At 44.8% G+C, this 19,457-nt stretch carries 7 protein-coding genes; 1 reads left to right on the top strand and 6 read right to left on the bottom strand.

From position 1 onward, the window contains the following. Positions 1-44: 44 nt before the first annotated feature. The gene (locus tag ACQW03_RS21130) at positions 45-2,105 is read right to left on the bottom strand and encodes a glycosyl hydrolase 115 family protein (protein WP_441951591.1); all 2,061 of its coding nucleotides are present in this window, start codon (positions 2,103-2,105) and stop codon (positions 45-47) included. A gap of 254 nt (positions 2,106-2,359) precedes the next feature. On the opposite strand from ACQW03_RS21130, the gene ACQW03_RS21125 reads away from it, so the two are divergent. Beyond that, complete coding sequence (locus ACQW03_RS21125; protein ID WP_441951590.1) at positions 2,360-4,303, top strand: serine hydrolase domain-containing protein; 1,944 nt, start codon at positions 2,360-2,362, stop codon at positions 4,301-4,303. Between the two features lie 185 nt (positions 4,304-4,488). Here the strand turns inward: ACQW03_RS21125 and aspS are convergent, their stop codons facing one another. The 5 genes from aspS to ACQW03_RS21100 all read right to left on the bottom strand — a co-directional run bounded on the left by aspS (position 4,489) and on the right by ACQW03_RS21100 (position 19,455). Then, the gene (aspS, locus tag ACQW03_RS21120; protein ID WP_441951588.1) at positions 4,489-6,258 is read right to left on the bottom strand and encodes an aspartate--tRNA ligase; all 1,770 of its coding nucleotides are present in this window, start codon (positions 6,256-6,258) and stop codon (positions 4,489-4,491) included. A 65-nt stretch (positions 6,259-6,323) separates the two neighbouring features. Continuing rightward, positions 6,324-8,597 (bottom strand): ACP S-malonyltransferase, encoded by a 2,274-nt coding sequence (gene fabD / locus ACQW03_RS21115; RefSeq protein WP_441951586.1) that lies wholly within the window; start codon positions 8,595-8,597, stop codon positions 6,324-6,326. A 31-nt stretch (positions 8,598-8,628) separates the two neighbouring features. Continuing rightward, entirely contained in the window at positions 8,629-9,582 is a 954-nt protein-coding gene (locus tag ACQW03_RS21110) for an acyltransferase domain-containing protein (protein WP_220029847.1), read from the bottom strand. Between the two features lie 60 nt (positions 9,583-9,642). Further along, positions 9,643-10,518 (bottom strand): SDR family NAD(P)-dependent oxidoreductase, encoded by an 876-nt coding sequence (locus tag ACQW03_RS21105; RefSeq protein ID WP_025718361.1) that lies wholly within the window; start codon positions 10,516-10,518, stop codon positions 9,643-9,645. A gap of 60 nt (positions 10,519-10,578) precedes the next feature. Beyond that, positions 10,579-19,455, bottom strand: a complete 8,877-nt coding sequence (locus ACQW03_RS21100) for an SDR family NAD(P)-dependent oxidoreductase (protein ID WP_441951583.1) — start codon at positions 19,453-19,455, stop codon at positions 10,579-10,581. Positions 19,456-19,457: the final 2 nt, after the last annotated feature.

Genomic DNA, 19,457 nt, shown 5'->3' with positions numbered 1-19,457 from the left:
GTTGCAGGCAGACCTGTTGATTCTGATGCTACATATCTTCCTTTTTAATATAATACCTTCTCCAGACAGCGTGCCAACTCATCATCAGGAAGGGGCTTGCGATGCGTATTCTCTAGGTAGATATATTTCTCTGTTTCTGGCATTAAATATTGTTTGGACCACAGGAACATATCTGGACTGTCACCCTGAAGACGAAGAAATCCCCGCACAGTGTCCGCATGAGAAATAGTGTTATCTAGATTGGTTAACCAATCTGCCCGGTAGAAATGCTCCCATCTTCCAGTTCCTGCGAGCGAGAGCGCTTCTTTACCCATCCGGTAGCTCCAAACGGCATGAGAAGCTTGTATAAAAGCCCGTGGATAATCTTTTTCAAGGAACAGCCCATAAGCGCTACATAAGCTTGCCAGTCCACGTGAACCACTCAGATGCAGTTCAATCTGCACAAGCAGTTGATTATACAGCCTTTGACATTCATCTTCAGACAACTGCTTCATGATTCGTAGACACCGCTCTCGCAGTTCAACCCAGTCCGGGATTGCCGACTCGGCTTTTTCCTTGAACCAGCGTACCTGTTCAGGAAAAGGCCTTTCTCCAGTAGCCCAGTACAGCCGTTCATCACTGCCTTCTTTGCCTTGTAGCCAATACCCCATAATTTGCCGAGCCGGATGGTGATAGAATTCCTCCCCTGCTCGATCATCCTTATGCGGGCCATACACGATAGTGCAGCGGGAATAATCCCGGTATAATTGGGAAATCTCTTGAAGCTGACTACTGTACAGCCGCCCGATAAAATCAATAAGCTGCTCTTCGGCATCCACGTTACCCTTCGTCCATAAATTTGCTACTAAATCCAGCGTATATAGATGTGGCAAAATATTTCCTGAATTGACCAGCAGGTACTCGTCCGCCCCTGTAGTAAACGCTGCTGTCAATTCCTCTACAATCAAGCTGGCTGAGGAGGGAAATTGGGTAAGATGGTTCGACGCTTGCAAGTCGTGGAAGGTCACATGGTAATATACTCCATTTTTTCCCCCATCCTGCGCCTCAGGCAATGCTGGTACACGATAATTAAGATTCCCATGGCGCCGAGATACCATTTTACCGTAACCATTGTCCGCCCATATTTTAATCACCCCTTCGGGTACCTCAATATGCCCCTGCTTGTATAACTCAGCAATCTCACCATACATCGCCATACAGCACACGGGATGCTCCACAAATTTAGAGATCATATGGTACTGCTTGCGAACCACATATGAGATTAATTGTCCGCGTTTGTCCGGCGTATTAAAGGAAGGATCATCTTCCCAAAAAGGCTTGTCACCCTGCCCGCGAAAAGACAGTACCCATACAATTTTCTCTTTCTTCTGCCGTTCAATCGCTTCCTGCCAAAGCTGTTCAAACAACTCGGGATGCTCTCTGTAACTAGCTTGTTTACCCGGAAAGGCGCGCAAAAACATCTCCGCCCCCAACGGTTCAGCATGATGATGTGTAATCCATAAGCCCATGTCTGCTGCAAGCCTATGATGGATACCTGTGCGTGGTAAATCGGTTCCGGGAATCACCATATTTCCACCGCAGCGCAGTAACGCTTCAAAAACGGGCTGCCACACCTGCTCCGTCGGTGGATAATCATCCTTCCAGCCAATCAAGCATACCTCATCATTGACAAACCATCCCCGATATCGGACCTTGGACGGTATACTGTCAACATTCTGACTCGGCAAAACGATGGTATCCCGCTTAGGCGGGATAAGCTCCGCCCAGAACCAGAACGGCTCCACACCCAGAGCGAATCGGCTGTAATGAAGCAGTCCATAAATAATTCCTAATTCATCACGGCCAATAATATGGAGTACCGTTCCCTTGCTACCAGCAACAAAACGCAGACAATAGCCCTCTGGCCAATGCGGACAGCTATCTCCTTCCTGCGCATAACGGATAATGATCGAGGGCTCTACTTCTGTTTGCAATGGCTCGCGGCCAAACACTCGCTTATGATCTCGCGCAATCATGTTCCAAGCGTGGGCAATTGGCACACTTTCATCGGTTTGAAGATTGTATCCGCTTTCAGATGAAATAGTTAGAGGTTCACAGGCTTTCATTTATTGTCATCTCCTATTTTTTTCAACTATGAGGATTCTTCTTGTCTTTATTTTATAGGTTGGCAACATACATATAAAGCTGTTCCAACGTAAATATAGCTTTTTTTGGTAAATTACTTGAGAGTTGAAGCTTAATTCGAGAAAGAAAAAAGTAAGGAACAGGAGAGAAATAAGAAAGACTTGATTGCTACACTAAAAATGTTCCAAAAAACAGACTGCCCTTAAAGATTCAAGCGCAGCAAAGGAGACTTGATATGAAATTGAAAAAACGATTTGCCTCTTTGTTCCTGTTGGCATTGATGGCATTTATCCCGGTCCAGGCGTATGCTTCTGGGTCCGTTCCAACCACTCCCTCTGGAATTCCGATTTCCGAAATCGAAAACAGAACAGATCAAATTATGAAGAAATATATAGGAACAGCGATTCCTGGTGCTGCCGTTTCCATAGTAAAGGACGGGAAAATTGTTTTTTCAAAAGGTTACGGATACTCAAACATTGAGAAACAAACACCCATGAGTACGGAAACAACCTATATGGAGGCTGGTTCCGTATCGAAATTGTTCACCTGGACGGCGGTAATGCAACTGGTTGAGCAAGGAAAGCTGGATTTGAATACGGACATCCGCACATACTTGCCTGACGGCTTTCTCAAGCCTTCTTTTGATAAGCCTATTACCCTGAAATCACTGATGAGCCACACGGCGGGTTTTGAGGAGCGCCTGGAAAAACTTTTGGTTCATGATCCTGCTGATCTTAGACCTCTCAAGGATCATATCGCACCCGGAAATCAGCCTGAACAGATTTATGAGCCTGGAACAGTGATTGCTTATTCCAACTATGGGACCAACCTGGCCGGTTATATTATAGAACGTGTATCCGGAATGCCTTTTGAAACCTATATTCAGAAACATATATTTGAGCCTCTAGACATGAAACATTCTTACTTTACACAACGATATGATCTTATCCCGGAGGTTATCGAACATAAAGCAACAGGCTACTCCAAGAAGGATGGAAACTGGGTAGCAAAGCCGAATGTTTTCTTTAATGATGTGCCGGCTGGTGCGTTAAACATTACTTCGGAGGACATGGCTCATTTTATGCTTGCTCATCTGAACATGGACCATTCCTTAAAATATTCGCTGTTCAATAAGAATGAAACCCTGCGAGAAATGCATGAGGCTTCATATACCCACTATCCTGAGCTTCCGGGGAATGCCCATGGCTTTTGGGAACGGTTCGCGGGGGATTATCGTGTTATCGAGCACGGTGGAAATACAGATTCATTCTCCTCTCTGGTCTCTATCGTACCGGATCAAAACTTTGGGATCAGTATCCTGACCAATGTGGAAAATGAAATGTCCGGGGCGAGAAGCGAACTCATTGACCTGTTTGTCGGGGATTCCCACGCTACTCCGCAAGCGGACAGCACGTTGAAGCATAGCGCGGATGTGGCGGGAAAATACCGCTCTGCTCGTGCAGTATCATCTGATATATTGAAGCTTATACCCGTATTATCTAATGCGGAAGAAGTGGTCACAGCCAACGGCAATGGCGGAATCACTCTGAGTATTCCATCCATGAATATTCATGTTGATTATGTAGAAACCAAACCCTATTTTTTTGAACGCGTGACTCCCGGGAGCACTCCTTATGATTACGCAGGCTTAAACATCAGTCGTCTTTTTTTCTTAACCAATGCCGATGGCAAAGTGACGCAGTTGTCATATGGAGTCATCGATGACCAATTGCCGATATCCTTCCTACAAACATCCATTTTCAGTTATATTCTGGTCGGAGGATGCGGTATTGGGTTTGCGTTTGGGTCTATTTTCGGTATTATTGGATGGCTGCGGAAGCTCAAGGACGCAAGAAAGCAAAAGAGTACTTCGCGGTTTCCCTTGCCTGACAGTGTAACCGTAATACCATTGCTGGGTCTGCTTGTGATCGTCAATCTCATTGCTTCCAGCATCCAATTGATAGGCGACCCCTTTCAGCCTATGTCCAATTTCAATTTGAATATTATCTTTTTCTGGGTACTTGGGCTTGCCTTTGTACCGGCTGCCTATCTTGCTGTGAGAAGATGCAATGTTACCAAAACTCCATTGTTAAGAAAGGTATACAACGCAACGCTGATTCTTTCGTTTCTAGCTATTTCGATTTTCCTGTATTCCTATAATTTCTACTTTTTGGCATAGATCTACTCGATAAGCCTGCCATACCATCCAGTATACCGATGAAAATTGTCATCGTGAACAAACCCAATCTGAGCTAAATAAAAAAACTCTCCTCTGCATCTAGCAGGGAGAGTTTTTAACACACTCAATGAGATTCAAATACGTGCCGAATTCAGCCTTTGCTTTCAGTATGTGATTGAATCTGTTTATTCTGTTTCTGGCTGAGTATTTACCAATTTTATATGAACATCACTCAATTGTTTCTCAGTAACCTCCGAAGGTGCTCCCATTAATAGATCCTGCGCTTTGCTATTCATTGGAAAAGCAATAACCTCTCGGATATTCGATTCATTTGCAATGATCATAACAATCCTATCAATTCCAGGTGCTATACCTGCATGAGGCGGCGGCCCAAATTGAAAAGCATTAAAGAGTGCAGGAAATTTACTCTTGATATCTCCATATGTATAACCTGCAATCTCAAAGGCCTTTACCATAATCTCCGTATCATGGTTACGGACAGCACCCGAGGACAGTTCAATCCCATTACATACAATATCATATTGGTACGCAAGGATATCAAGAGGATTCATATTCAGCAGCGCATCCATACCACCTTGTGGCATTGAAAAAGGATTATGGCTAAACCCAATTTTATGAGTATCAGGATCCAATTCAAACATAGGAAAATCAACTATCCAGCAAAATTTATATATATCCTTTTCCAGCAAATCCAGTCTTTTTCCTAATTGATTTCTGACAGCACCGGCTATTTTTTCGACATTTTTAAGTTGGTCAGCAGCAAAAAACAGTGCATATCCTGAACTAGCTTGCGTAACATGTATTAATTCGTTTTTCACCTCTTCAGAGATGAATTTTGCAATAGAGCCACTAAGAGACATATCATCATTGAACTTAATCCATGAGAGGCCTTTCGCTCCAGCCTCAACAGCAAAGTTTACTATATCATCATAAAAGCTTCTTGGCTGTGTTCCACAATCAGGAACAGCAATAACTCTTATCGTTTTATTTTTAAATACTTTAAAATCAGTCTCTGTAAACAGCTCTGTCACATCATGGATAATTAATGGATTTCTTAAATCAGGTTTATCGCTCCCGTATTTGAGCATGGCTTCTTGATATGGAATCCTGCTAAAAGGCTTTGAAATTTTAAAATTTGTAAATTCAGAGAAAACTTCATATAGCATATTTTCAACTACATTAAAGACATCTTCCTGTGTTGCAAAAGCCATTTCCAAATCCAGCTGATAAAACTCGCCGGGTGATCTGTCTGCTCTTGCATCCTCATCTCTAAAGCAAGGAGCAATTTGAAAATATTTATCAAAGCCCGAAACCATTAACAATTGTTTAAATTGTTGAGGTGCTTGAGGCAAAGCATAAAATTGGCCTGGATGCACTCTACTAGGAACTAAATAGTCTCTGGCGCCTTCTGGAGATGAACTTGTCAGGATAGGTGTCTGGATCTCTAAAAAATTCAAATCGATCATCTTTCTTCTGATACTTTGAATTACTTTAGAACGAAGTATAATATTATTGTGTATTTTTTCATTTCGTAGATCCAAGAAACGATACTTTAATCTTAAATCCTCCCGAGCTTCATTTGCTAAAGATACTTCAAAAGGTAATGGATTCACTACCTTCCCTAAAACTTTTATCTCATTAGCAGCTAACTCAATATGCCCGGTTTTCATAGTGGGACTAATCGTATTTTCAGATCTGTTACATACAGTACCTATAGCAGAAATGGTTGACTCTCTGGTGATCTTTGATACAAAATCTTTCAATTCGTTATTATCAGAAACAACAATCTGCGTTACTCCATAATGATCCCTAAGGTCAATAAAAATAACCCCGCCATGGTCACGCATATTTTTTATCCATCCTGCAATTCTCACTACTTCGCCGACATGTTTTTGATCCAATTCTCCACAGTTATGAGTCCTATAACTATGCATGAAAAACCCCACTTTCTTTTATCCCTATCATCTTTAATGATTTCTATTTTTCTCCACACATATACTCACATTATCGTTAAAGCTTTATACCTTTCATTCAGGTATTCCGCAGTTTCAACCATTATTTTTTGTCCTATTTCATCAACATGCCTGTTCTTCCAATTCTCAAAGATTGTTCCCTTGACCCATTGGTTAAAAGCGCCGAGGGCTGGTCCGCAGTGTACTTGATAATCAACCTTACTGTGTTTGTCTCCATTCATTGCAAGTCGTGTAGAATAAGTAAAGTACCATCTAAATATCAACGCCATCTTACGTTTAGGAATTCTTTCAGCTTTTTCAATGATCTCAGCCGGGTAATAAGCTTTAATATCTTCATATACTTGTTCAATACTCTTCTTAAAATACTTTTCTTCGATATATTTTTTGGTTCCGCTATCAATTTCATCTATGGAGTTATAATTACGGTAAAGATCATATAATTTATTTGCCCTAGCCGGGAAAAAAACTCCTTTTTTCATAACCTGAATTTTCGCTCCCATTTCAAACATATCCCCTGCGGGAGCGTAGTCTGTATCCTGTATATTTAACTGCTGGAGCAAATCCTTTACATCATCACTTGTCCCTGCTTCAACCGTACATTGGTTGATTGAGCCTGTCATGATAAAATCCGCACCCAGTATAAACGCTGCCGCAGCTGCTTGTGGAGTCCCTATCCCTCCGGCTGCCCCTACCCTTATACTTTTATTGTATTGATACTTAAGTAACGCTTCATCCCTCATTTTAAGCATTAACGGAACCAGTACATATGCAACCGCATGATCAGTATGCCCGCCTGAATCAGCCTCGACACACAGATCGTCTACCATAGGAATTTCCATCGCCATCCGTGCCTCATCCCGGCTTATCCTATTTTCCTCGAGCAGTTTATTTACGATATTCTGAGGCGCAGGACTCAAGAATGCCTCCACAACCTCGGGTCTTGATACCTTCGCTATAATCCTGTTCTGCGGTGTTACGATCCCCTTTTCATTTCGTTTCAACCCCTTCAATCTGTACCTTACCAAAGAAGGCGTTATACTCATGAACGCAGAGGCTTCAATAGTTCTAACACCGTATTTTATGTACAAATCAACGATGTTATTTTCTATTTCCAGGTGATCGGGAACATGAATAAGATTCATTCCATAGGCTTCGCCTTGGTTCAATTCTTTCTGAATATACTTTATAGCTTCTTCAAGGGCCTCAATCTTGACTCCCCCTGCCCCAAAGAATCCCATCATTCCTGCCTTACCAGCCTTTACGACCATTTCTTTTGAAGATATCCCCTTATACATCGAACCCATAAGATACGCGTATTTAAGTCCATAATATTGTTTGAATTCGCCATGACCAAGAGACTCCGCCGTAAATCGTTGGCCGGCTATACCATTCTTCGACTTTACTTCCTGTGCCTGCTCGCTACGTTCCTCATCCTCCCTCACAATCAGCGGTTCTGCTTCTCGTTGTATTGCGTTAACCAACCCTGTTATGACTTTTCCAGGCCCAACCTGTATGAACTGGGTTACATTTTTACCCATTAGATATCTTATACTTTCCGACCACTTGACTGGACTTACGATCTGGTTGATCAGCGTACTCCTTACATCTTGCTGCCTGTAGGGTCTGGCATAGATATTTGAAATGACCGGTATTTTCAATTTTGAGAATTCGAACTGTGACGCATAGGCCTCAAATCTCTGTCTGGCATCTTCCAAATACCTGGAGTGAAATGCTCCGCTTACATTTAAAATCACATAGTTTGTGGCTCCTGCATCCTCAAAAATTGGCTGCGCCTGCTCAATCATGTCCTTCGGTCCTGAGATGACAATCTGGCTGGGCGAATTAAAATTGGCAACATCAATCTCCCTTAAATTATTTTTCCCGATAACTTCTCTAAATACTTCCTCGTTCAAGCCTATGACCGCTGCCATACCACCACCGGTAGCCTTGACCATCAGTTCTCCTCTTTTTTTAACCAGCTTCAAGCCAGTTTCAAAGTCAAATGCCTCTGCGGCAAATAAGGCATTGTATTCACCCAGGCTATGTCCTGCAACATAATCGGGTTTTCTTCCAGTCTCTTTTAATTTATTTAGATAACTCAAAGCGTTTACGACAAATAGCGCCGGTTGGGTAAAATCCGTTTGTCCTAGTTGATTGGCAGGATCTTCAAGACACAGTTTCTTAATAGAATAACCAAGAATAGCATCTGCTTTTGCAACCATTTCCTGAAATTCGTCAAACAGCCCTACTCCCATGCCTTTGGCTTGAGCCCCTTGTCCAGGGAACAGATATGCGATCATTTGTGTCCTCCTTTTTGCTAGTGAATGCATATTAGTTGAATATTTCAAATAGACGATCCAAATTTTTCATATCGTTTTGAAAAGGTGAAAGAATAGAACAAATACTTGCCATTTTCTTGCTACCAAAATTGTACTTCACAAAATTAGCAAGAGTGCCAGAGGGGCCAAGGTCAATATAGATAACCTCGTCCCCGTCTCCCAGACATTTTAAAGCGTTCCGAAAACGGATAGGTTTTCTAGCAACATCCCAAAGAAAACGGTTGTCAAGGGATGCCGCCTTTCCTCCGTACATAGATGAAACCATATTTATAGTCGGATTCCTTAGGGTTTTAAGCTTTAAATACGCTGTATATTCCAAGGCTATAGGGTCCATTAAGGAAGAGTGAAAAGCAAACTGGACCGGTAATCTTTGACATATAACCTCATTTGCTATCAAGTAGCGTTCAATTTCTTCCAGTTCCTCACAGCTGCCAGAAATGACAAAATGCGAGTCATAGTTGATTGATGCTAACTCTGAGTTGGCATTCAATACGGATATTTGGTCATACAGACTGAGGTCGCCAATTACGGCCAGCATGCCACCCTTTGGACAGTAGGTTTCTACCATTTCTGCTTGCTTGACAAGGCATTGAAGAGTATCTTCATAACTCATACAACCAGCCGCAGCAACAGATGCAAACTCACCGAGGCTGGAACCCAAAACATAATCAGGATAAATCCCCTTTTCCAGTAATACCTGTGTGAGGGCATACTCCACCATGAAAATTGCAGGGTGAGTATATAACAGGCTATCAAACACGTCTCCTCTCCCACGGTTGTCGTCGTACAGCATTTTTAATACGGACCTGCCTGTAATATCCGTATGAATCTCATCCAGCTTGGTCATCCATTTTCGGAAAACTGGATTTAACTTAAATAATTCTCTTCCCATGCCGTAGTATTGTGAGCCTTGGCCTGAAAACATAAAAATCACAGATCTGTCCATTCTAACCTCCACAACATACTCATTGATAAAATCCCATTAAAACGATTTAAAACAAATATTTCACAGTAAATTGCGAACTAATTGCATTTGGGAAGGTGTGGGATTGCTTTCGTTAAGGACATTCTCCATATGTTGTCTTATTGCAGGTTTGAATTTCGGCTCTGTTATGATATATAGCTGCCCTTTTTTGATTCCCTCAAACATCTGATTTGCTACATCCTCTGGAAGTATTCCATTCTGGACAGCCTTGCGGGCCAATTGATTAATGACTTGTCTTTCCGGGGGAAGATTTCCTAGTCCGGTCTGCTTACTCAGCTCCGTCGGTCGGTTCCGTTCAGCATCCATAATTTGGGTGCGTACGAACCCGGGGCAGACAACTGAAACCCCTACATTGGAACCTATCAATCTGAGTTCTTGGTGTAGCGTTTCAGACAAGCTTAAAACGGCATGTTTTGACGCGCTATATATGCCATTACCAGGGCCGGACAATAGCCCGGCGATGGAAGCTGTATTCACAATATGACATGCGGTTTTCTGTTTCAGCATAATAGGAACAAAAATTTCAGTTGCAAAGAGAATCCCCCATATGTTTACGTTTATTACCCACTGCCAATCCGCCACCGTATTTTCCCACAATAAGCAGCCCGTACCGGCGTCCACTCCTGCATTGTTGAACAAAAGATGCACAGCTCCAAATGTCTGAACCGTTTTTTGCGCTAATGCACGTATATCAGCTTCTTTGGAAATATCCGTCACCACGGATAACGTTTCTGCACCCATGTCTTTCAATTGTTTTTCGGCCCTTAGAAGGGCCTCTTCCTCAATATCCGCGAGGACGACTTTCATGCCCTCATTTACACATCGGTCCGCAATAGCGCGGCCAATCCCACTGGCAGCTCCCGTAACTACGGCTATCTTATCTTTAAATTCCCTCATGATTTACCTCCAGAATATTTTGTATTTTCCATCTGATAGTGATCGGTTCCCTGTTTATGTTTAAAACAGGGTTATCGGTAGGGGGATTCTGCGGGCATTTTTATCCTCATGGAGTGCCTCCCATGAAATCCTGCCCCCCTGGCTCCAATACATCGCTATATTTTCCATATTTTTCTCCTCTAGCAGCAATTGAGAAACGGTCTCTCCTATTTTTCCTGAGAGAAGCGCACTCGTGTTTGAGTCTTCTGCGCTTTCTCCTATAAATAAAGGAATGGATGCCCCTTCGGGCCCGTTGCCGCTATCGGCTATTTCGAGAAGTTCCCTAAGACCTGTGAGTAGATCCTGCCGCGTACTCGCTACGATTGCCGCCCGGCATGTCATTGCTTCGCGGCCTGTCTGAAGTGTAAAGGCAATATCTTGTAAGGCATCATCGCTCTGCTGCTCCAGATATCCCAGTAATTGATTGGCAAGCACCATCAGTCTCTCCCGGTTTATGTCCGAGAGAATCACCACTTGGGGCTGATCTGCCACTCGTAAATGAATGTTATCTTTTTCTGAAGGGATATATTCTTCCAGAATGAAATGCACATTGGAGCCTCCCGCACCAAAGGAGCTTACGGTTGCCCGCAACGGGAATTCCCGTTCTTCTCCCTGAATCTCAATTACAGGCCGCTCCCATTCCTGAACCTCCCGCTGCAAATAAAATGGAGTATTACTGAAATTAATATTAGGGTTAAGCTTCTCGGCCTTAATGGTAGGAACCAGTTTTCGATGCCACAATTGCAATATGACCTTGGTTAGCTGTGATATTCCCGAAGCCGCTTCTGCATGCCCTATATTGGATTTGACTGAGCCAATGGCACAAAATTGCTGCTCAGTCGTAAATTTCTGGAATGCTTTATTCAAAGCAGCAAGTTCAATAGGATCTCCCAATGTAGAACCATTTGCGGCTGCCTCTACATAACTGATCGTCCGGGGGTCTATACCGGCTTTCAAAAAGTTTTCTTCGACTAGTTGCGCCTGCGCATTTGGGTTAGGGATTGTATATCCATTGCTATGTCCCCCATGATTGGTTGCCGTGGATTTAATAACCGCTAAAATGCAATCTCCATCCTGTACAGCCCTATGAAGCGGTTTTAAGAGTACCGCTCCGACTCCTTCCGCTGGAAGGTACCCATCCCCATCTGCAAAGCTTCTGCTATCTTCATGACTTCCAATCAACTGATTTTGACTGGATTCAATATACTTTTTGGGGCTGGTCAATAGATTCCCCCCGCCAGCTACCGCTATTTGACACTCTCCTCTGATCAGGCTTTCACATGCCATATGGACAGCTACAGCTGAGGAAGAGCTCATCGTATCAATGGATATGCTCGGTCCCTGGAAATTGAAATAATGCGACATGGGGTTTGCAACTGCAACAGACCCAAATGATGTTACCCGTTGGGCAGAGTCCGGTTCGATATCACAGGAGCAGTATTTGTGATACGTAGCGCCCACATAGACGCCAACCTTGTTCTGGTGCTTCTTCTGTATTGCCTCTCTCGTATACCCTGCACTTTCAAGCAAATTCCATATTATTCCCAGGAAGAGTTGCTCCATCGGGTCCATTAAACTGATCTCATAAGGGGTGAGATGAAAGAATGCTGGCTCTGACAGGCTTATTCTTTCCATGAAACCGCCCCACTTGCAGTAGGTTTTTCCCGGCTTGTTTCTCTCCTTGTCAAAATAAAGATCGTGCTCCCAACGATCTTTTGGAACTTCGGTAATGCAATCCTTGCTTTCTTGGAGATTGCTCCAGAACTCCTGAAGATTTTCCGCACCTGGATATTTCCCGGACACCCCGATGACAGCAATGTCCATCGCCCCTGTTTCTTGTTTCTTCTCCTCCTGAGGCTCTACCTCGGTTGCCGAAAATTGGGGACGACGGAATATCGGAGAAGGGGCTTTTACCTGCTCCATACCAAACCATTCAATCAATTCGCCTCGATGCGATTCCAGAAAATATTCTATTAAACTCTGGATATTCGGATATTCAAAAAGTAAGGTCCTCGATAGCGGTCCGAAGTTTTTTTCCAGCTCATCGGTTAATTCCATTGACTTTATGGAGTCAACACCGTAGTTTTCCAGATTTTTGTCCTCTTCAATGCGATGTTCCGGCAGTCCAGTGGACGAAGAGAGCAGGCTCTTTAGGTAACTTGTCATTTTTTCACGCAGCAGCTCATCTTCCTGGCTGGACACTACCTTATTTGTTATAGAAGTTGTGTCGGCTTTTGCACCCGCTACTGCTGCTGCCTGACCTATGCCAAACAAAGCGATCAACTCGTCTCGATAGGCTTCCACAAAATATTCCGTCAAACTCCGAATATCTGGATATTCAAAAAATAGAGTCCTCGACACCTGATCGAATGTTTTCTCAAGCTGGTCGGTCAACTCCATAGACTTTATAGAATCCACCCCATAATTTTCAAAAGGTGTATCCTCTTCGATTCGATATACGGGCAGACTAATGGACGATGATAGCAGAGTCTTCAAGTAATGGACCGTCTTTTCACGCAGCAGGTCCCCTTCTCTGCCGAACACTTCCTTGTTTGCTGCAAAAGTTGTGTCGGCTTTCGCGCCTGCAACCGCTACCTGATCTATGCCAAACAAAGCGATTAATTGGTCTCGATAGGCCTCCATAAAATATTCCGTCAAACTCCGAATATCTGGATATTCAAAAAATAGAGTCCTCGACACCTGATAGAACGTTTTCTCCAGCTGGTCGGTCAACTCCATAGACTTTATAGAATCAACCCCATAATTTTCAAAAGGTGTATCCTCTTCGATTCGATATACGGGCAGGCTAATGGACGATGATAGCAGAGTCTTCAAGTAATGGGCCGTCTTTTCACGCAACAGGTCTTCTTCCTGGCCGGACTCTGTCTTGTTTGCTGTGGAGAGAACGATGTTAGCTTCTGACCCGAGCGCCTGATCCCGGGATGCTTTGCCGCTTTCTTCAAGCTGTCCCTCCATGATCATCATTTTACTGATTAGCTCTACGTCTCCTTCAATCACCATGACCTGATCCGGTATACAGGCTATACTTTGGTACAGAGCACTCATTCCTGTCTCTGTCCTCATTGCATGCATACCCACCTTCTGCATGGCCTTCTCCGTCTCCTGGTCAGGCCGCATTCCGCCATCTTTCCATAACGGCCAATTGATGGACAGCGTTTTGCCTGCACGCTCCATGGAGGATACCAAGGTATTGCGGTACCAGGCATATGCATCCATAAAAGCATTCGCGGCAGCATAGTCAGACTGACCTGCATTACCACCCACTCCCGAACCTGACGAAAACAGGATAAAGAAGTCAAGAGCAATGTCTTTACTGGCTTGGTCCAGATTTACCAGTCCCGCAACCTTGGGCGCCAGCACTGCCCTGAATTCCAGGCTAGTCTTTTTAATCATGTAGTTATCCTGGATTATTCCAGCACTGTGCAGGATGCCGTTGATTCCGCCGTATGTCTGTTTGATATCTTCAAATAAGCCAACCACAGCTGCCTTCCGCGTGACATCCACCTGCCTGTATTCCACCCGGGCGCCCAATACCTTCAATTCCTCCAATGAGGTCTGCTTGTCCTGGTCCAATAGGGAACGTCCACTAAGAATCAAAGTCACTTCCTTGGCATGACGCGCAATCTCTTTAGCAAAAATAAGACCTAAACCCTTTGCTCCTCCAGTAATCAAATAAACCCCGCGGTCTTTCCATGGAATATCCGGTGTCTCTGACGGCATTTCTGCTTTACTCCAGACAGGAATCCAACGTTTGCCTTCTGCAAACCGGATGCGGCTATCCGCAGGGTGTCGGCTGTTCATCTTTAGTATTTCGATGAGCCCTTCCATTTTTTCTGTACCCTCAACTTCAATTAACTGACCATGGATCTTTGGATTTTCCTTTTGCGCAGTTTTGAGTATGCCGCACAGCCCAGCGAAGAGCAGCTTTTCATGTTGAGGCATCGTTACAATCTGCACCAGCACCTTGCCTTTGGGTTTGTCATTCAGGATACTTTTTATTTTTTCAAAAACCTGGACAGCATACATTTCGAAGCGGCGATCGACCTCCTCCATACCGGATTGCAGAGTGATACATTCCACTCCTGCCAAGGAGGACTCGATATCTCCAGCAGCAATGGTATCTGTTTCGCAGAGCATTACCACATGTCGTTCGTAGATGGGAACCATCGTGTCCTCCGCAACCGCCTGTTCTTTCCAGAAGGGTTGGAGCATCATTACACCAAGTGTTTGCTCACATGCGCCCACTTCCTTGTAGGAGCATCCTTTTATGCGCACGCAGACCTGGCCTGCCTCATCACACAAATCAATGTCATACTTCTGCGTATTATGACCAGCCCCGCTTCCTTTGCTATACCGAATCAACGCCCACATTTCACAGGGACATTCCCGAAATATTTCGAGTCCCTCAATGGCAGTCGGCCGTATTTTCTGTAGAGGGTCGATGCCTGAAGGCCGCATGATATTTTCATCATTCGAAAACAAGTATGCCGGCGGCATTTGCAAAGCAGCGTTTATTATAAAGGGATGCAAAACAAATAAGCCCTCAGTATTCCTAATACCGGAAGGCAACGATAGCTTGGTCAGCACTAACCCCTGTCCTATATGCACTTGTTCATTGGCCTGATGTCCCGGACTGTAGTCGGCTCCCATGCCCCACACTGCTTCATCGTCTATCCCAGGCGAAACATGCTGAAAGCACTCCATCTGCAAAGCCTGTATATCCCACGTTTCCGCTTCATTTAACATCTTCAGTTCGGCACTACCCTGGCTGTGTAAGACAGGGTCCCCGGCTTCTGTTAATCTGCTGTAGATTTTGAAGCCAATCGCTCCTTGATCTCCCGGAAAGAGCCCTATATGTATTTCTAACGGCTGATCTCCTATAGCGGGAGCATGTGTCCATACAATATCTTTAATAGTGATGTTTGACTGACCCTTCTCCTGTACTGTTAACGACTGCTCAACCGCTGCCCGCACCATTTCAAGGTATGCCGCTTCTGACAGGACAAGCTTTCCGTCAACAACGGAGTCCTTCAGATAAAACTCCTGGCTGCTAAAGGTTGAACTAAATCTTTGCTCAGAAAGTACGGAGGTGTTTTGATGCAGTAATGGATGTAAATGTGCAGCCGTATTGGCGACAGGCTTTTCTTCATCTACATGTATCCAATAGCGTTCTCTAGCAAAAGGATATGTGGGTAAAGGGATACGGCGGGGCTGGACATCACCGTAAAGTCTGATCCAGTCCATATGGACTCCCTTAACCCACAAGTCTGAGATTCTTTCATACTTTTCCGCTAGAATCTGTAAATCAACCGTTTCATCGAGCGTTTTCTCCTCTGAGGCCATGTTCAAGCTCTCCTTGTCTCGCTTGGCCTGTCCCCGGTAAAGCTGTGCAATACTCTGTCTTCCTCCAATAAAGTCCCGCAACTTGTTTTTAAGTTCCTCCACTGATTCAACGACCACAGCGAGGCGCTCTTCCATCGCCTCACGTCCTGTCTGCAAGGTATAAGCCACATTCACCAGATCGTGATCGGAAAACTCATTCCGATCCATTGCAGCAGCCAATTGGCTTACCTGCTCCTTCAATGCTCCATCACTTTTTGCCGACAGAGCTATGACGACCGGTCTTGGAGGAGTAAAGGGATTTTGAAAGTCATCATCCTGTTCCGAAGGGAGGTATTCCTCAAGGACGATATGGGCATTAGCCCCACCGGCTCCAAAGGAAGATATCCCGGCGATCCTCGGGTATACCCGTTGTTCGCCGTCCTCCTCCACTATCGGACGCTCCCATTCAGAAAGACCCTGTTGGACTACAAATGGCGTTTTGGAAAAGTTTATATTAGGGTTCAGTTTTTGGGAATGCAGGCTAGGGGCAATTTTCCGGTTTTTCATTTGCAAGATGATTTTAGCAATGCCTGCAATCCCTGCGGCCGCCTCTAAATGGCCTATGTTTGATTTTACCGAGCCGATAGCGCAAAACCCCGTGTCCTGCGTATCTTTCTTAAATGCCTGGGTAAGCCCGGTGATTTCAATAGGATCGCCGAGCTCCGTTCCAGTACCGTGGGCCTCAATATAACTGACTGACCGGGCATTTACGCCTGCTTTATCAAAAACCTCTCTAATCAGTTCACCCTGTGCTACCGGGTTAGGCACGGTATACCCGTTTGTTTTTCCTCCATGGTTGATACGGGTTCCCCGAATAACGGCATAGATATGGTCCTTGTCTGCAATGGCTCGTGACAAAGGTTTGAGCAGTACGACCCCTGCACCTTCGCCAGGGACAAATCCATTCCCGCCTTCCCCAAAGCTTTTACACCGCCCGTCAGGCGATAGCATTCTCATCGTACTGAGAAAGATATAGCTTGAAGGATGAAGATATAAGTTGACTCCTCCAGCAACAGCCATCTCGCATTCACCGTTATAGATATGCTCACAGGCCTCGTGAATTGCAGTTAATGAGGAAGAGCACATGGTATCAACCGGGATACTGGGCCCCTTTAAGTTCAAGAAATAGGATATTCTGTTGGCTACCGAGCTGAAGGAGGTTCGCGGAAAGACGGGTTGTCCTTGTTCCCACAGCTTTGGCCCGTATAAATTGAACCCCGTTCCGGTAATCCCTGCAAAGACGCCAATCCGGCCATTATACTGTTCGGCGAGCTGTTCCCTGCTATATCCTGCATCCTCGAAAACCTTCCAGCATTCTTCCAGGAATATTCGTTCCTGAGGATCCATACTCATCGCTTCCCGGGGAGATATATTAAAGAAGAGAGGATCAAAATCTGCAAAATCCTCCACAAATCCTCCATATTTACTATAGCTTTTGCCCTTCTCAACAGCTTCTTTGATGTCAGAACAGTAGAACCCTTCCCTCTTCCAGCGTTCCGCAGGGATTTCTGTTATACAGTCTTTTCCCTGTTCCAGATTGCTCCAGTACTCTTCCATATTTTTGGCCTGCGGATATCGTCCGCTTATACCAATAATGGCTATTTGCTCGTGTTTCACACGATCTCTGTTAGTAGCCGTGTTGCGGATACGATTGTTTTCTTCCTCTGGCAGGGGTGACAAAGAAAACTCGCTGGCAGCATGCACAGTTGCGGAAATGGAGACGGATTTCTCTTCCATCTTTATCGGGCTTCCGAGTCCTGTCCACCGTACGCATTCCTTGTGATAATCAGCAATAAAATATTCGGCCACTGCCTCCAACGTCTGATATTCATAAAACAAGGTCATTGATATTTCTCCAAAAATGCCCTGCAGCTTTTGATTAAGCCTTGTAATCATGATGGAGTCTATGCCATAGCTCTCCAAAGGCTCGCTGACATCAATCTTGTCAATGCTCAGCTTGGTAACTTCTCCAAACAATAGTTTTAGCTGATATAAGGTTTTTTCCAGAAGCAGTTCAAGATTCACCTCTGAAGAAGCTGACTCTTCAACATATTCTTTCTCCTGCGGTCGGGACTCCAGAAAATACTTACGCAATCTGGATTGCTCGCCTTCTATTACTAATAACTGATTCAGACCAGAGGCCAGGCCGTTATATAAAGCCTGAATACCGTTTGAAGCTTGCATGGCTACCATGCCAATACTTTGCCAAGCCCTCTCTGTGTCATCGTCCACATGCATCCCTCCATCCTTCCAGAGAGGCCAATTGACAGATAGCGACTGCCCTTTGCGCTCCTTTGAGGATACAAGGCTGTTTCGATACGCGGCATAGGCATCCATAAAGGCATTTGCGGAAGAATAGTCGGCTTGACCGGGGTTGCCCATAATCCCAGCTATTGAGGAGAAGAGAATAAAGAAATCCAGATGTAGCTCCTTGGTCGCCTGATCTAAGTTCACCAGTCCGGCAACCTTTGGTGCCATTACTTCCGCGAACTCTTCCTGTGATTTATTCATAATAAAACGATCCTGTATTACTCCAGCACTATGAAGGATACCATCAAGGCCTCCATACTCTTCCCTGATCTCAAGGATCAGTTTGGAGACCTCTTCCTTCTGTGCTACATCTACCTGTTTGTACTCAACGCGGGCCCCCAGCGCCTTCAGCTTCTCCAATATGGCCTGTTTGCCTTCGTCCGGATTTGAACGGCCTACAAGAACTAGCGTGGCTTCCCTGACTCGCTGGGCGATATCCTCCGCAAAAATAAGTCCTAAACCTCCTGCACCACCCGTAATCAAATAAGTCCCCCGATCCTTCCAGGGTACTCTTCCCGTTGTCTCGGTGGGTTTCATCTCGTTCCAGCCGAGAACCAAACGTTTGCCATCCTCATACCGTATCCTTTTATCCTCTGGATATTGACTGTTCTCTTTTAAATTCTCAATCATTTCTTCCAGACCAGCTGATTCCAATTCTACGAATTGCCCTACGATTTTCGGGTTTTCTTTCTCAGCTGTCTGCAGTAATCCCAACAGTCCTGCGAAAGGTTGCTGAGCGCTTTGTGCAGAAACTGCAATCTGTATCAGTACGCTGCCCTTGGAGTCCTCTTTGAGAACCATTTGCACTTCCGTAAGCAGCTGGAGGGCATACGCCTGAAAGCGTTCATCCATGCTGCTTTGGCTGGCATGCAGCTTGATGCAGCGGGTTCCTTTCATGAGCGATTCAATGCTGCGCTCCGCGAAATGATCCAGTTCGCAAAGCACCACTAGTTGCTGGCTAAATTTAGGGCGTGCCATTTTCTGGAGAGCAACTTGCTCTTTCCAGAAAGGCTCAAGCATAAGGACTCCCGTATCCGCCAAGGGCCCAGCAGTCCTTGTTCCGCTTTGCGGGGCCTCATGTGAAGCCAATTGAGCTTGAAATTGGCGTATTTTTACAATGGCATCCTCTTTCTGTATCCGTCCGCTTTTTACCTCGCCTAGAATATATTGAAAAAAGTCCTTCATCT

Source organism: Paenibacillus sp. DRB1-1 (assembly GCF_052119485.1).
Taxonomy (GTDB): domain Bacteria; phylum Bacillota; class Bacilli; order Paenibacillales; family Paenibacillaceae; genus Paenibacillus; species Paenibacillus polymyxa_B.
This window is presented reverse-complemented; position numbering and strand designations above follow the sequence as displayed.

Bases quoted from the DNA above. Each gene is read 5' to 3' on its own strand.
- ACQW03_RS21130 (WP_441951591.1), bottom strand. From the start codon at position 2,105: ATGAAAGCCTGTGAACCTCTAACTATTTCATCTGAAAGCGGATACAAT.
- ACQW03_RS21125 (WP_441951590.1), top strand. From the start codon at position 2,360: ATGAAATTGAAAAAACGATTTGCCTCTTTGTTCCTGTTGGCATTGATG.
- aspS (WP_441951588.1), bottom strand. From the start codon at position 6,258: ATGCATAGTTATAGGACTCATAACTGTGGAGAATTGGATCAAAAACAT.
- fabD (WP_441951586.1), bottom strand. From the start codon at position 8,597: ATGATCGCATATCTGTTCCCTGGACAAGGGGCTCAAGCCAAAGGCATG.
- ACQW03_RS21110 (WP_220029847.1), bottom strand. From the start codon at position 9,582: ATGGACAGATCTGTGATTTTTATGTTTTCAGGCCAAGGCTCACAATAC.
- ACQW03_RS21105 (WP_025718361.1), bottom strand. From the start codon at position 10,518: ATGAGGGAATTTAAAGATAAGATAGCCGTAGTTACGGGAGCTGCCAGT.
- ACQW03_RS21100 (WP_441951583.1), bottom strand. From the start codon at position 19,455: ATGAAGGACTTTTTTCAATATATTCTAGGCGAGGTAAAAAGCGGACGG.